The sequence below is a fragment of the Christiangramia fulva genome (assembly GCF_003024155.1).
GTDB classification, from domain to species: Bacteria; Bacteroidota; Bacteroidia; order Flavobacteriales; family Flavobacteriaceae; genus Christiangramia; species Christiangramia fulva.
In genome coordinates, this window is record NZ_CP028136.1 from 281862 (window position 1) to 295205 (window position 13344).

17 protein-coding genes are annotated in these 13344 nt (G+C 38.7%); 10 read left to right on the forward strand and 7 right to left on the reverse strand.

Annotated elements, in window-relative coordinates; genetic code table 11:
- From trpA to C7S20_RS01345, 3 genes are all read left to right on the forward strand, one after another.
- Complete coding sequence (gene trpA / locus C7S20_RS01340) at positions 1 to 771, forward strand: tryptophan synthase subunit alpha (protein ID WP_107014049.1); 771 nt, start codon at positions 1 to 3, stop codon at positions 769 to 771.
- Positions 772 to 844: 73 nt separating this feature from the next.
- Positions 845 to 988 carry a hypothetical protein gene (locus C7S20_RS19645; RefSeq protein ID WP_193510784.1) on the forward strand — a complete coding sequence of 48 codons (144 nt, stop codon included), beginning with the start codon at positions 845 to 847 and terminating at the stop codon, positions 986 to 988.
- Between the two features lies 1 nt (position 989).
- Positions 990 to 1124: a 30S ribosomal protein THX gene (locus tag C7S20_RS01345; RefSeq protein WP_107014050.1), complete on the forward strand. Its 135-nt coding sequence runs from the start codon at positions 990 to 992 to the stop codon at positions 1122 to 1124.
- 3 nt (positions 1125 to 1127) lie between these two features.
- Here the strand turns inward: C7S20_RS01345 and C7S20_RS01350 are convergent, their stop codons facing one another.
- From C7S20_RS01350 to C7S20_RS01360, 3 genes are all read right to left on the reverse strand, one after another.
- The gene (locus C7S20_RS01350) at positions 1128 to 1796 is read right to left on the reverse strand and encodes a uracil-DNA glycosylase family protein (protein ID WP_107010800.1); all 669 of its coding nucleotides are present in this window, start codon (positions 1794 to 1796) and stop codon (positions 1128 to 1130) included.
- 25 nt (positions 1797 to 1821) lie between these two features.
- On the reverse strand, positions 1822 to 2583 hold the full coding sequence (gene yaaA, locus C7S20_RS01355; RefSeq protein WP_107010801.1) for a peroxide stress protein YaaA: 762 nt from the start codon (positions 2581 to 2583) through the stop codon (positions 1822 to 1824).
- A gap of 196 nt (positions 2584 to 2779) precedes the next feature.
- Positions 2780 to 3031: a winged helix-turn-helix transcriptional regulator gene (locus C7S20_RS01360; RefSeq protein WP_227009077.1), complete on the reverse strand. Its 252-nt coding sequence runs from the start codon at positions 3029 to 3031 to the stop codon at positions 2780 to 2782.
- Between the two features lie 222 nt (positions 3032 to 3253).
- Between C7S20_RS01360 and C7S20_RS01365 the strand changes: the two genes are divergently transcribed.
- Complete coding sequence (locus C7S20_RS01365; protein WP_107010802.1) at positions 3254 to 4195, forward strand: aspartyl protease family protein; 942 nt, start codon at positions 3254 to 3256, stop codon at positions 4193 to 4195.
- A gap of 418 nt (positions 4196 to 4613) precedes the next feature.
- Here the strand turns inward: C7S20_RS01365 and C7S20_RS01370 are convergent, their stop codons facing one another.
- Positions 4614 to 4985, reverse strand: a complete 372-nt coding sequence (locus C7S20_RS01370; protein ID WP_107010803.1) for a winged helix-turn-helix transcriptional regulator — start codon at positions 4983 to 4985, stop codon at positions 4614 to 4616.
- A gap of 158 nt (positions 4986 to 5143) precedes the next feature.
- On the opposite strand from C7S20_RS01370, the gene C7S20_RS01375 reads away from it, so the two are divergent.
- From C7S20_RS01375 to C7S20_RS19945, 4 genes are all read left to right on the forward strand, one after another.
- Positions 5144 to 6259 carry a right-handed parallel beta-helix repeat-containing protein gene (locus C7S20_RS01375; protein ID WP_159039848.1) on the forward strand — a complete coding sequence of 372 codons (1116 nt, stop codon included), beginning with the start codon at positions 5144 to 5146 and terminating at the stop codon, positions 6257 to 6259.
- A gap of 16 nt (positions 6260 to 6275) precedes the next feature.
- On the forward strand, positions 6276 to 6788 hold the full coding sequence (locus tag C7S20_RS19520) for a hypothetical protein (protein WP_159039849.1): 513 nt from the start codon (positions 6276 to 6278) through the stop codon (positions 6786 to 6788).
- 140 nt (positions 6789 to 6928) lie between these two features.
- The gene (locus C7S20_RS19940; protein WP_423738335.1) at positions 6929 to 7066 is read left to right on the forward strand and encodes a DUF3500 domain-containing protein; all 138 of its coding nucleotides are present in this window, start codon (positions 6929 to 6931) and stop codon (positions 7064 to 7066) included.
- On the forward strand, positions 7066 to 7224 hold the full coding sequence (locus tag C7S20_RS19945) for a DUF3500 domain-containing protein (protein ID WP_423738336.1): 159 nt from the start codon (positions 7066 to 7068) through the stop codon (positions 7222 to 7224). Before C7S20_RS19940 ends, C7S20_RS19945 begins: the two co-directional genes overlap by 1 nt.
- A gap of 279 nt (positions 7225 to 7503) precedes the next feature.
- On the opposite strand, the gene C7S20_RS01390 is transcribed toward C7S20_RS19945, so the two are convergent.
- Complete coding sequence (locus tag C7S20_RS01390; RefSeq protein ID WP_107014052.1) at positions 7504 to 8568, reverse strand: RluA family pseudouridine synthase; 1065 nt, start codon at positions 8566 to 8568, stop codon at positions 7504 to 7506.
- Position 8569: 1 nt separating this feature from the next.
- Positions 8570 to 9175, reverse strand: coding sequence for a PASTA domain-containing protein (locus C7S20_RS01395; RefSeq protein WP_107010805.1), 606 nt, complete (start codon positions 9173 to 9175; stop codon positions 8570 to 8572).
- A gap of 102 nt (positions 9176 to 9277) precedes the next feature.
- On the opposite strand from C7S20_RS01395, the gene C7S20_RS01400 reads away from it, so the two are divergent.
- The gene (locus tag C7S20_RS01400) at positions 9278 to 10252 is read left to right on the forward strand and encodes a D-alanine--D-alanine ligase (protein WP_107010806.1); all 975 of its coding nucleotides are present in this window, start codon (positions 9278 to 9280) and stop codon (positions 10250 to 10252) included.
- Between the two features lie 56 nt (positions 10253 to 10308).
- Positions 10309 to 10773, forward strand: coding sequence for a pantetheine-phosphate adenylyltransferase (gene coaD, locus C7S20_RS01405; RefSeq protein ID WP_107010807.1), 465 nt, complete (start codon positions 10309 to 10311; stop codon positions 10771 to 10773).
- Between the two features lie 94 nt (positions 10774 to 10867).
- Here the strand turns inward: coaD and C7S20_RS01410 are convergent, their stop codons facing one another.
- Positions 10868 to 13147, reverse strand: coding sequence for a TonB-dependent receptor domain-containing protein (locus tag C7S20_RS01410; protein WP_107010808.1), 2280 nt, complete (start codon positions 13145 to 13147; stop codon positions 10868 to 10870).
- Positions 13148 to 13344 lie beyond the last annotated feature (197 nt).

A 13344-nucleotide genomic window follows, 5' to 3' on the forward strand; every position in this document is an offset into this window, starting at 1 on the left:
ATGAACAGAATTCAACAAAAACTGCAGGAAGATCACAAACTGCTTTCCATTTATTTTACAGCCGGATTTCCGGCGATCAACGATACCGAAAAGATAATCCTCGATTTGGAAAAAAGCGGCGTAGATTTTATTGAAATAGGATTACCATTTAGCGATCCGCTGGCCGATGGACCAACCATACAGGAAAGCTCTACAAAAGCGCTGAAGAATGGGATGACCACCAATAAACTTTTCGATCAGCTGAAAAGTATCCGTGAAAAAGTGGAAATTCCGCTGGTCATTATGGGTTATTTCAATCCTATTTTGCAATATGGAGTTGAGAATTTTTGTAAAAAATGCCAGGAAACAGGCATTGACGGACTCATCATTCCAGACCTTCCTGTAGACGTTTATCATGAAGAATATCAGGAGTTGTTCGCGAAATATGGGCTGCTCAATATTTTCCTGATCACTCCGCAAACTTCAGAAGAACGCATCAGGTTTATCGATTCGGTTTCCAAAGGTTTTATCTACATGGTAAGCAGCGCGAGCGTAACCGGTTCTACCAGCGGATTTGGAGAGGAAACCAGGAATTATTTCAAAAGAATAAATGATCTCCAGCTTAAGAATCCGCAGATCGTCGGCTTCGGAATAAAAGATCATGATACTTTTAAACAAGCCACTGAATATGCAAAAGGAGCGATCATTGGCAGCGCTTTTATCAAAAATCTCAATGAAAAAGGAACTTCATCAATTTCTGAATTTGTGAAAAATGTTAAAGCTTTAACCTAATTGTAACAGAGCATTAGCATGTTTTGAGCAGACTTATCCTTAAATTAGGATTGAATCATAAAAAACGACAATTATGGGAGGACCTATTGAAGATAAGCACAGAAAAAGAAAAGATAAGGATGAAAATCCTTTGAACGAGATTGGAAACCGCGATAAGCAAACCAATGATGTTGATTTTGAGGATGAAACCATCAGAGATCAGCAAAACAAAAAATAAAATGGGAAAAGGCGATAAAAAAACCAAACGCGGTAAAATCGCGATCGGCACACACGGAAAGTTACGCCCTAAACGCAAAAAATTTAAGGTGAAACCCACCACTTTAGCCGATCAGGATAAAAAAGAATTGCAATAACGCCTAGAAAAATTCTTTATATTGAAGGACCCTGAAATCAATGGTATTGAATTCAGGGTTTTTCTTTTTGAGCTCTTTATAGAGCTCAGAACTTCCAATCGCTATGTTCGCGGAACCAGACGGAGCAATTAATGAAACGGTTTTTATCAGCCTTCCGTCAAGTACAAACTGGTGGATTTTAGGGGAATCGTTTGATATTAATTTCATCCTGATATCGGGATGATCTTCCTTTAAATGTTTCCGAAAAAAATATTCCGGTCCGTTTTTCGAATTCCCACCGGTAAATAAAAGTGTTTCGATTTTAGGATGATTTCGAAGAATTTTGATCATATCCCGCAATTCTACTTTTCGCATCCCGAGGTCAGAGGCATCTATCTTTTCACGCCGGCTGCTTTCCACCACATCACAAATTCCAATTCGGCGGCTGCGAAGAAAATCTTTACGCTGCTTCACGGCTTCTTCGGTATTTTCAAATTTCAGGCCGAGGTCAAAAATTTTATTCAGTACGATCCAAAGCAGTCCGTCACGACTCCCGTAACAAAAATCTAAATCATCTTCCTTGAGCTGTCTTTTGGTAAAACGCGGCGGTGGCAGGGTGCCCACGATGAGTTTCGTGGCATTTTCGGGAATAAAAGGATCGTATGGATGTTTGTGATGAAAAAGTTGTTTCATAGCTTAAGCTATAAGCGGTAAGCCTTTACCTAATAAAGGTGGGTTCATTCTCATTTTCGGTATGCTGTTCACTAAAGCGGTAACCTTCATAATCGAAGCCTTTGACATCGTCCAGGGTTTGACAGTCTTTATCGATGATATATCGAACCATAGAACCTCTGGCTTTTTTCGCGTAAAAACTGATAATCTTGAGATTTCCGTTTTTGAAATCCTTAAAAACAGGAGAAATTACAGGAACTTTCAGCTTTTTCGTATCAACAGCCTTAAAATATTCATTGCTGGCAAGATTCAGAAAAAGTTCATCGTCTTTAAGTTCATTATTGAGATAATCGGTCACCTTTTTATGCCATACTTCGTAAAGGTTTTTCTTTCTTTCGATTCCGATATCGGTTCCCATTTCCAGGCGATACGGCTGAATAAGATCCAAAGGCCTTAAAATTCCATACATCCCGGAAAGAATTCGTAATGTATCCTGGAGTTTATCCAGCTTCTCTGTAGGAATTGTATAGGCATCCAGTCCTGTATAAACATCGCCGTTAAAGGCATACATGGCGGGACGGGAATTCTTTTTATTATGATCTTCTTCAAACTCCTGGTACCGCGTATAATTTAGATCTGCCAGTTTATCGCTGATGCTCATTAATTTTGAAATCTCTTTTTTGCTTTGCCTGGAAAGTTTGCGGTTCAATTTGCCAGCAGTTTCCAGAAATTCGGGCTGAGTGCCTCGAGTGGTTGGTAATTTTGAATCGTAATCCAGCGTTTTCGCCGGGGAAACAACAATTTTCATTTCTTTCGTTTAATTTTCTATCAAAGATAAGCCATAGCTTCAAAAACCGAAAAACTGAGGAAATTAGTTTCTTATGAACCCTTAGCGGTCATTGTAATGCGACATCCTGCCTAATAACAAATATCAAAAACTGTATTCAATGAAACTTCTTTCTTGACTTCTCAATAACTGACATATTAACCTTTGCCCATTTTTCTTATTTATCAATAAGTGGGAAAAGAGATTTCCCTAAATCTGTGATGGTATATTCAACTCTTGGCGGAACTTCTGCATAAATAGTACGCTTTAAAAACCCATCCGCTTCTAAAGTCCTTAAAGTAACTGTCAGCATTTTTTGTGAAATGTCCGAACCAATCGCTTTATTGAGTTCATTAAAACGTAAGGTTTCATTCTTACCCAAAATAAGCAAAACAAGTAAAGACCATTTGTCCCCAAAACGGTCTAACACCTTTCATACCGGGCAGTTTTGAATATTTAACTCATTTTCTAGAATTTTTATTTTACTCATAGTGCTGACTTTCATTAATAGTTACTTGAATGTTAGCTACCCACTATTAAGTGCCTTCTTGTTTATTTTAACAAACTAATATATATTTGATAACCTTTTAGAAGTAACTAACTTTTAGTAATCAAAGGTAATGATTTTTATAACAACCTAAATATCATAAAGATGAAAGCGATCATATTTGCCATTGTCCTCGATCTGTTGTTACCAATTTACAGTTGGTCAAACCCTACTGTCACAAGCGTATCATTTGAACTTACACGTGAACTGATCATAGTCAAAGCTGCCGTGAATGGCAGGGAAGGCCTGTTTATCCTGGACACCGGTGTTTCAGAAGTTATCCTAAATAACCGGTATTTCAATGGCAGACCTACCGGAGACAAATTCTATAATATCAACAGCACTGAGATGGATAAAGAAATTGAAGTCATAAGGTTTAACATCGGGGGATTTGAAAAAAAAGTAGTTGCCACTGTTACTGATTTTACTGCAATGGAGAAATTTACCGGTCTGGAATTATTCGGGGTTGTTGGAAATAGTATTTTTAAAAACTGCGAATTGGTTCTGGATTATATCTTTAAGAAGGTGACCATTTATCAACTCGACAAAAAAGGAAACCGTATGTCCTCAAAAAATATTCATAAGAAACCCCTGGATACACTTTCCTTTTTTACTGGAAGAGGTTTACCTTTTATAGCAGTCAATTTGAACGGGCAGCGTTTAAATATGATTGTGGATTCCGGAGCCAGTGCCAATGTTATGGATATCAGACAAATTAAGCGGCTGAATTTGGGTTTGCGGATACAAGAGGATTCACTGGCAGGGTTCGGTTCTAAAGGAGTTTCAGTAAAATCCCAAAAAATCGATAATCTGATTGTGGGTAACCTTACCTTTCCAGCCATGAAAACACTTTTTATCAACTTGGATCATTTTAATCAAAGGCAAAGGGGCTCAAGTCAGATCATCAGAGCGGATGGTCTCCTTGGCTATGAATTTCTAAGCAATTTCCGAGTGGCTATCAACTTCCGGAAAAAGGAAATTTATCTTTGGGATCGGGAATCTGTTGAACTTCAATGGACTATTGCCAACAACTTGGAAAACCAATGATATCACTAATTCAAATCTAAACAGCATGGTACCCGTCTCCAAGCTGAATCACGTTGTAGGGAAGGTCTTTTCCAAGCAAGAGATTAAGACTATTCTGGTCAATGTGAAAAACAGGAAACACTAATACCTCATCGCCTTGGCCTATGCCGCAGGACTCCGGCTAAGCGAAGTCCTGCATCTCAAACCTGCTAACCTGGACAGCTCCCGCATGCAGATCAGCGTCAGGTCAGGCAAAGGCTACTAGGATCGGTATACCCTATATCCCGCTGGACTTTTAGATCAACACAGTTTTAACCGCATTCTTAGATACCTCCTTCCCAAAGCCTCTCTTTTTTGGCCAGATTGCGTTTAAAACTCTTTACGTTAGTCAGAATTGTAAAGCGACATCCTGCTTGACGACAAACATCAAAAACAGGACTTATTCAAATTTCTTTCTTGACTTCTCAATAGCAGACATATTAACCTTTGCCCATTTTTCCAAATTATCAATAAGTGGGACAAGAGACTTGCCTAAATCTGTAATGGTATATTCCACTCTTGGCGGAACTTCTGCATAAATAGTACGCTTTAAAAACCCATCCGCTTCTAAAGTCCTTAAAGTAACTGTCAGCATTTTTTGTGAAATGTCCGAACCAATCGCTTTATTGAGTTCATTAAAACGTAAGGTTTCATTCTTACCCAAAATAAGCAAAACAAGTAAAGACCATTTGTCCCCAAAACGGTCTAACACCTTTCTTACCGGGCAATTTTCAATATTTATCTCATTTTCTAGAATTTTTATTTTACTCATAGTGCTGATTTTCAATAATAGTTACTTGATTGTTAGCTACCCACTATTAAGTGCCTTCTTGTTTATTTTAACAAACAAATATATGTTTGCCTACCTTTTAGTAGTTACTAACTTTTAGTAATCAAAGGTAATAAATGTTTTAAACAAAAAATAGCATTATGAATCTGAAGCAAATTTTATTAACAGTATTGGTTGTTTTGTTTATGAATAAGGCAATGTCACAAACAACCATTTATGTCAATTCTTCAATAGGGATTGATACCAACGTTGGCAGTAAAGAAAGTCCATTTAAAACCTTAGCAGCAGCAGCAAGAAAAGTAAACGAAAGTGTAGGAAAAGAAGGGGTTACTATATTATTGGCTTCGGGAGTTTATGCTTTTGAAGAAACTACTGTTTTACAACCAACCAAACGGACTTTTACAAAAGAAAATCGTTTAACGATTAGAGCAGAAATTTTACCTGACGATGCAGACTGGAATACTGGCAGTATGCCTACCATTATTCATACAATGCCGTTACAGGATAATTGGTTTGGGGTAAAAGATAAATTTGGCGGGGCTATGTACGGAATTAAAATTGAAACAAGCCATGTAACAATTCAAGGCCTAAAAATATTAGGTGCACCTGTTGTTGAACACCCAAAAGAAGGACAAATAATAAGAGCATACCCAATTAGCAGAACCAATCCGGCACTTGATGATTTGGAAATTACGCAGTGTTTATTTGCAGGAGATGAAGTAACAAGCCCTAATCATTTGGGGATTATTGCCAATGGTAACGGTATTGTGATTGACCATTGCATTTTCTATCATTTAAAACAAGCCATTGTTTATTGGTCTCGTAAAAGCACAGGGCATGTAATGAGAAACACTTTAATCTATGGCGGTTATGGCTGTGGTGTGTGGACTTCTGCTATTGCAAATGATTTTATTTTTGAAAATAACATCATCGCCAACAGTAATTATGCCTGGATAAGCCAATTAGACCGGGATGAAAATCAGCAAGAACTAGAGCTAAAAGATAGCAAAAAAGCAGAGCCCATTTTATATCAGGTAAATAATAGTTTGTTTGCAGGCAACAAAAAATTAACAGGGACTGGTGGTGGACCACAATTAAACTTTAAAGACATTGACCCAATTTTATTAAAGTTTAATAACACTAAAATTACTGAACAACCAATTGAATTGAATTTTGACGACCATAGTAAATATTTTCTTCACCCCAAGACAGGAACATTAGGAGCGGACAAAGGTGTGGGTTTATTCAAAAAATGACTTCAAATAAAAAATAATGAGCAAAACAACAGTAAATACTAAAATGCGAATTTATCATCGCTACTTGGGTTTTTTCTTAGCTGGAATTATGGCAGTTTATGCCATAAGTGGAGTAGTTATGATTTTCAGGGATACCGATTTTTTAAAATCGGAACGTACCATAGAAAAAACATTTTCATCAAATTTTAAAATTGAAGAACTCGGCAAGGCATTAAGAATTAGAGATTTAAAAATTGAAAAAGTAGCAAATGGTATTGTTTATTTCAAACAAGGTACATTCAATAAAGCAACTGGTGTAGCAAAAGTTACATCAAAAGAATTGCCACAGGTTTTAGAAAAGCTGAGCCAAATCCATAAAGCATCCACGAATGATGCTTTATTTTTCTTAAATATTTTCTTTGGATCATCGCTTTTGTTTTTTGTTCTTTCCTCCTTTTGGATGTTTATGCCAACAACCAAAATATTCAAAAAGGGAATTTATTTTGCAATTGGTGGTATTATATTAACACTTTTCCTGATTTTCGTTTGACATATAATTCAAGGAGAAGAACAACGAACCGCTAACAGCCGCTTGGCAGCAACGGGGTAATGTGCTTACATTCAAGTGCGGTGCTTCTATTGGGCTTTAGTGGTAAGTTGACAGTGAAGTGTTCCTAAATCCTGCAATACATATCGAATATGGAAGATGGACACGCCAAAATTAAGATAGAAGACATAAAAAGCCACTTGGATGAAACTTGGTTTGCTTGGATAGGAAAAACAGATGAAGATGCAGTGTTTTATTACAGAATTCACACAGTCCAATAATATTAATAGAATTTGACCACCAAGGGCCAGTTGGCATAAAAGGCCAAGGTCGAGAAGCAACAAGAAATCATATACACACTATGGTAAGGACGCCGAATGGTAACGATTATGGAAAAGATTTATTACAACAGCACTTAAAAGAAAAACACAAGTATTAAAAAAATTTATAGAATTAAACCAACGAGCCGCTAACACCTTGAAAAAAATTGCTAGGTCACTGCTCATCGGAAAGTCTTGCGGTATTTCCTTTCGTATTTTTCATTTTGCTATCTTGAGGTCAAACCCCGCAACTATTCTTACACCAAACCGATAGAAGTGACCTATCGGCAAAAGTGAATGCGTGAGGGATTGAGGCTTTGTTGAAGTTCGTCCTGAGCAGCGCGAAGGACAACGACTGCCGAAAGCCCGACCCAAAATTTACAATTTTGGGACACGCCCTAATCGAGAAACTCTTTCTGATTCTTTGAGTAATTGCGCCATTTTTCAATGCAGGCGACCATATCTTCGGGCAATTCAGAATTAAAGCTCATCCATTTGCCGGTTTCGGGATGGGTGAAACCAAGAGTTTTAGCATGTAAAGCCTGCCGTGGAAGCACTTTGAAACAATTCTCGACGAATTGCTTGTATTTGGTGAAAGTCGTTCCTTTCAGGATCCTGTCGCCGCCATAACGCTCGTCATTGAAAAGCGTGTGGCCGATATGCTTCATATGAACCCTGATCTGGTGAGTTCTTCCAGTCTCCAGTTTACACGAAACCAGGCTAACATAACCAAATCGTTCCAACACCTTGTAATGGGTAATCGCGGGTTTTCCGCTTTCGGAATCATCGCCCTGATAAACCACGTTCTGGAGTCTGTTTTTAGGATTTCGGCCTATATTTCCCTCAATGGTACCTTCGTCCTCTTCCACATTTCCCCAAACGATAGCGACATATTCGCGTTCGCTGGTCTTGTCGAAAAACTGTTTGGAGAGATGCGCCATGGCATGTTCAGTTTTGGCGATAACGAGCAATCCGCTGGTGTCCTTATCGATTCTATGGACCAACCCGGGGCGTTCACTGCTGTTTTTAGGCAAATTATCAAAATGATGTACCAGCGCGTTGATGAGGGTGCCACTATAATTCCCATGACCCGGGTGAACGACCATTCCCGCGGGTTTGTTAACTACTAAAAGTGTATCATCCTCATAAACGATATCCAGCGGAATATCTTCAGGCACCAGCAAATACTCATAAGGCGGATGTTCGAACATCACCTGCACGATATCGCCTCCTTTTACCTTATAATTTTGCTTAACAGTCTCCCCATTAACGTAAATATTTCCGCTTTTGGCAGCTTTCTGAATTTTATTTCGGGTCGCGTTTTCGATGAAATTCATCAGGTATTTATCAACACGTAAAGGCTTCTGGCCTACCTCAGCTTTGAATTTATGATGCTCATAAAGACTTTCATCCTGTTCCTGCTCATCGATCTCTTCTTCCGGCCTGTCTTTATCTGTGCTCATTTTATTGAATTTCATTCACTTCCGTATCGGTAGAATCTGTTTCTTCTTCAAGGTATTTTCCGGTAGAATCTCCTAAAACAAGATCGATAGTTGAAGTTTTCATCAGCATATCTCCGGGCTCGAGTGTTTTACCGTTATGAAGAAGTTCCAGAACGGCATCTTGGGCGATGTCTTTTTTATAGGAAATATCTCCGATTTTAAATCCGAGCGAGCGCAATGTCGGTATCGCCTGTCTTCGGGTTTTTCTGAAAAGATCGGGAATTTCGACTTTCCGGTACCCGGAAGGATTCAGGGTTAAATAGATCTTTCGGTTTTCTTTAACGAACTTTCCGGGAGCGGGAACCTGGTCGATTACGGAATATCTGGGAAAATCGGGATTAAAATTGGCAGAATCCAGAATTTCATAGCGTAAATCCAATTCATCCAGTTGTTCTTCGACTTTATCAAGGTTCATGGTGGCAAGATCTGGAACTTTGATTCGCTGATCCTGATTGGTGGTATAATCCAACCATTGCAGGGTCAGAAAAGCGAGTATTATCAATACTCCCACAGCGATTACCAGCTGGATGACAAATGTTTTACTGAATATAAATCGGAATAATCCCATAATTTTTGTGATAATGGGCAAAGATATAAAACCCTTTGGTTTTGGTGTGTGCCCTATTAAGTGATATTTTTGTTTAACGACTTCTAACCGGATATATTGACTATGAAGAAAAAAATTGCGATCGCCATGGGCGGTTTTTCCAGTGAATACCGCATTTCCATCAACAGCGGAAACATTGTATATAAAAACCTCGATCCTGAACTTTATGAACCTTACCGCGTACATATTATGCAAAATGAATGGTTCGTGGTTACTAAAGATGACACTCCTTACCCTATCAATAAAAGCAATTTTACGGTCACTATTGATGACCGGCTTATCACTTTCGATTGTGTTTTTAATACCATCCACGGAACGCCGGGCGAAAACGGACTCTTACAAGCCTATCTTGAATTATTGAATATTCCACAAACAAGCTGCGACCACTACCAGTCGGCTTTGACTTTTAATAAACGGGATTTGATCAGCGTTTTAAGGCCTTACGGTGTCAAAACCGCAACCAATTATTTTCTGAATAAAGGAGATGTTATCAATCCTGAAGAAATTGTGGACAAAGTAGGTTTGCCCTGTTTTGTGAAGGCTAACCGTGCCGGAAGCAGTTTTGGAGTCTCCAAAGTGAAGAAAAAAGAAGACATCATGGAAGCCGCAAAAACTGCATTTTCTGAAGATGACGAAGCGATCATCGAATCTTTCCTGGATGGAATTGAAGTTTCTGTAGGCGTAATTACTTATAAAGGAGAAGTTCTGGCTCTTCCTGTGACTGAAATTGTTCCCGAAGGGGAATTCTTTGATTATGAAGCGAAATACCTTGGAAAATCACAGGAGATCACTCCAGCCAGGATCTCTGAAGAAGACACTAAAAAGGTTCAGGAAATCGCAAAAATGATCTATCGAAAATTAAAAATGAAAGGCTTTACGCGCTCGGAATTTATTTTCCATAAAGGCGAACCTCATTTTATCGAAATGAATACCACACCGGGGATCAGCCAGGCGAGTATATTGCCTCAACAGGCCGAGAAAGCCGGAATAAGCCTGAAAGAGCTTTTTGGCAGCGCCATTGAAGCCGCTCTGCAATAGAAGTCAGATTTTCTAAGTATCTTTTACCTGATTTAACCGATCAAAAAAAACGACTGATGAAAAAAGCAGTTTTTCCGGGATCTTTCGATCCGCTTACCCTTGGCCATACCGATATTATTGATCGAGCTTTGCCTCTTTTTGATGAGATCATTCTCGCCATTGGCACGAATTCAAGCAAAAAGTATATGTTCACTTTAGAGGAAAGGCTTCATTTTCTGAAAAAGAATTACGAAAACGAGCCAAAAATAAAAGTGAAAACCTACGAAGGCCTGACCGTGGATTTCTGCAAATCGGTGAATGCCGGATTCATACTTCGCGGACTCCGCAACGGGCAGGATCTGGAATTTGAAAAGGCGATAGGACAAACCAACTTCAAAATGGCCGGAATAGACAGCGTTTTTTTGATTTCAAGTTCCGGGAAAGCACATATTTCTTCTACCGTAGTGCGTGATGTAATTCGTCACGGCGGAAATTATGAATTTATGGTGCCGGAGGTTGTTTCAGTTACCAATAAGCAATAAACGAATTTCGTCCCCAGGTGAAATTATCAGCCTACAACTTAGAGCATATAGCATAATTTTCCATTGTCAATTTTCCATTGTCAATTTTCCATTGTCAATTGATATTATAACTAAATTTAATTCCGCCGAAAACATTTCGTGGCTGCCCGGGATAAAAATATCGAGGTGCAGAACCACCAAAACCAACTGCATTTGGCACGATGCTCGCCGCATAATGTTGATCCAGCAAATTATTTATTCCGAAATTGAAACTTATGAGATAATCCGTTGTTAACTGCCAGTTATAATTCAGTTTTAAATTAAGTAATTGATAAGGATCGGTATAGCCTGAATTGGCATCATTTAATGCCATTTCTCCAAAAGCCTGATAATTTAGTGTGCCTGAAAACTGCCGGTAATCTGCATCAATTCCTGTTGTAACCGAATATTCCGGAACGCCGGGAATGGTATTCCCCGAATAATTCTCGCCGGCATCTACAAAATGATCAAATTTGAAGAAATTGAAATTGCCTTTCAAATAAGGATTTAAACTAAAATCCGAAAAAAATGAAGATCGAAAACTGCCGAAAAATTCAATTCCGTTGTGATCAGATTTCCCCGCATTTATACCAACATACTGGTCCTGCCCAATCCTTCTTGCCACCAGCAGATTGCTGATCTGGATGGAGTATAAATTTAACTCGGTGTAAAGTCGATTATTTAGCCAATTCCCTTTAAAACCGACCTCATAATTGATACCAGTTTCGGTTTTTAGATCGGTATTGATTTGACCTTCCGGCGTAAGCGTTTCAGCGACTGTAGGTGTAGAGAAACCATGGCTTACCGACGCGTAAAAATTTTTGCCTGCGAAAGCTTCATAGCTCAAACCGATTCTTGGCGAAACCACCGGATCAAAACTGTAATTTCCGGACTGGTCTATACCATCATCCGCGAATTCATCATTTAGCCGATAAGAAGTGATATTGAAATTAATTCCGGTTTCCAGAAGCAGTTTTTCAGAAAGCTCGATGTTCATCTGCGCGAACAGATTTAAATAATTCCTGAATTGCTTATTCAAGCTTAGTCTATCGCCCTGAAAGCTTTCCCGGGCTTCAAATTCTTCATAAAGATTTTCAAAAGTTCCCGTTTTATACCACTCGAACATTGTTTCGGCTCCAAAACTTAATTCCGAAGGTTTCTTAAAAAAAGAATCTTTATAGTTGAACCTGGTCCTCAATCCAGCCGAATTTCGGTTTTCATCTAAAATATCGAAGGGTCTCGGTTCATATCCATCGCGGGAATTGTAAAATACCGAAGATAGATTGGTCCATTTTTCAGTGAAATCATGCGAGTAAGAAAGTCCGAGTATATATTTTTTGTAAGATTCATAGCCCGCCGCCTGATACCAGGTATAAGCCGCTTTTTGAGGATTATTGAGGAAATCATCTCTGTTCAAAGAACTCGGGATGTAAGCTTTGAGATCGGTTATTGAGAAAAATGCTGATGTTATATCTCCATTTTCGGCAGTAGCGGTAAGAATCCCACTTCCGTTATAACGATTATAATTATCATTCTGCCTAAAACCATCGCTCTTCAGATGGCTCAGATTTATAAAACTAGAAATGTTATTTTTTGTCAATCCGGCCGCGATCCGGGACTTATAAGTATCAAAACTTCCTGCAGAAAATTCAGCCTTCAAATTGGAAGCCCTGCCTGTTTGGGTGAACATATTTATTGAACCTCCGAGACCTGCGCCATAAAGTGAAGAAACAGGGCCTTTTACCACTTCAATTCTATTCAGAAACTCCGGGTCAAAATCGTCTAAAGTGAGCTCCCCTTCAGCCGTGGTAAGCGGAATTCCGTTGATATAAGCCTTGATTTTATTGGTACTGTACTGCGATCTTGAACCAATTCCGCGGATATTGATCTTATTGGTATTCAATCCGCCCTGGTTCACATAAACACCTGGCACGAAATTTAGATTCTGAACAAGATTGAAATTATCGGTTTTTTGAAGGTCTTCTGAAGAAATCAAACTTATTGCCGCCGGAGTTTCCCTGATTTTTCGTGGAATATTAGAACTTCTAAGCACGACTTCTGAAAGAACCGCAATATCTTCCTGCAGATAGATCTTTAAGGCGCGGTTTGAATTTAAAGTAACTGTTTTCTTCTGAAATCCGAGCTTTTCAAATTGAAGTTCTGCCGGAAATTGTGAAATCCCTATCGTAAAAAATCCATTGGCATCAGAAAAAACAGCTTCTCCTGAAGCCGGATTGCTTACATGCACATTTTCCAGAGGTTCCCCAGAGGAAGCATTAAAAACATAAGCCTTTAGCTGCTGAGCTTTTAGATGAAAGGACAACAATATTAAAGCAAGAAGTAAAATTTTATTCAAAAGTGTTTCTTTTTCGCAGGTTTTTCCGAAAGTAACACAAAACCGGTCATCCCCAAAATCAGACTCCGCTTTTCTATTTAAGGAGCTTACAGTAATTAATTCTTCTTTAACTTTTCGAAAAATTGAAGATAAAAGGATGCGCTTTGGCTCTTCTCAGACTTTTTAGTTAAGTTTACAGATACATTTTTCAGAAAATT

What these genes read in the sequence shown, in the direction of transcription:
- C7S20_RS01350 (WP_107010800.1), bottom strand. Translation starts at nt 1,796, where the DNA reads ATGAAACAACTTTTTCATCACAAACATCCATACGATCCTTTTATTCCC.
- C7S20_RS01400 (WP_107010806.1), top strand. Translation starts at nt 9,278, where the DNA reads ATGAAGAAAAAAATTGCGATCGCCATGGGCGGTTTTTCCAGTGAATAC.
- C7S20_RS19520 (WP_159039849.1), top strand. Translation starts at nt 6,276, where the DNA reads ATGAGCAAAACAACAGTAAATACTAAAATGCGAATTTATCATCGCTAC.
- C7S20_RS01365 (WP_107010802.1), top strand. Translation starts at nt 3,254, where the DNA reads ATGAAAGCGATCATATTTGCCATTGTCCTCGATCTGTTGTTACCAATT.
- C7S20_RS01345 (WP_107014050.1), top strand. Translation starts at nt 990, where the DNA reads ATGGGAAAAGGCGATAAAAAAACCAAACGCGGTAAAATCGCGATCGGC.
- C7S20_RS19645 (WP_193510784.1), top strand. Translation starts at nt 845, where the DNA reads ATGGGAGGACCTATTGAAGATAAGCACAGAAAAAGAAAAGATAAGGAT.
- C7S20_RS01395 (WP_107010805.1), bottom strand. Translation starts at nt 9,175, where the DNA reads ATGGGATTATTCCGATTTATATTCAGTAAAACATTTGTCATCCAGCTG.
- C7S20_RS01390 (WP_107014052.1), bottom strand. Translation starts at nt 8,568, where the DNA reads ATGAGCACAGATAAAGACAGGCCGGAAGAAGAGATCGATGAGCAGGAA.
- trpA (WP_107014049.1), top strand. Translation starts at nt 1, where the DNA reads ATGAACAGAATTCAACAAAAACTGCAGGAAGATCACAAACTGCTTTCC.
- C7S20_RS01370 (WP_107010803.1), bottom strand. Translation starts at nt 4,985, where the DNA reads ATGAGTAAAATAAAAATTCTAGAAAATGAGATAAATATTGAAAATTGC.
- yaaA (WP_107010801.1), bottom strand. Translation starts at nt 2,583, where the DNA reads ATGAAAATTGTTGTTTCCCCGGCGAAAACGCTGGATTACGATTCAAAA.
- coaD (WP_107010807.1), top strand. Translation starts at nt 10,309, where the DNA reads ATGAAAAAAGCAGTTTTTCCGGGATCTTTCGATCCGCTTACCCTTGGC.
- C7S20_RS01375 (WP_159039848.1), top strand. Translation starts at nt 5,144, where the DNA reads ATGAATCTGAAGCAAATTTTATTAACAGTATTGGTTGTTTTGTTTATG.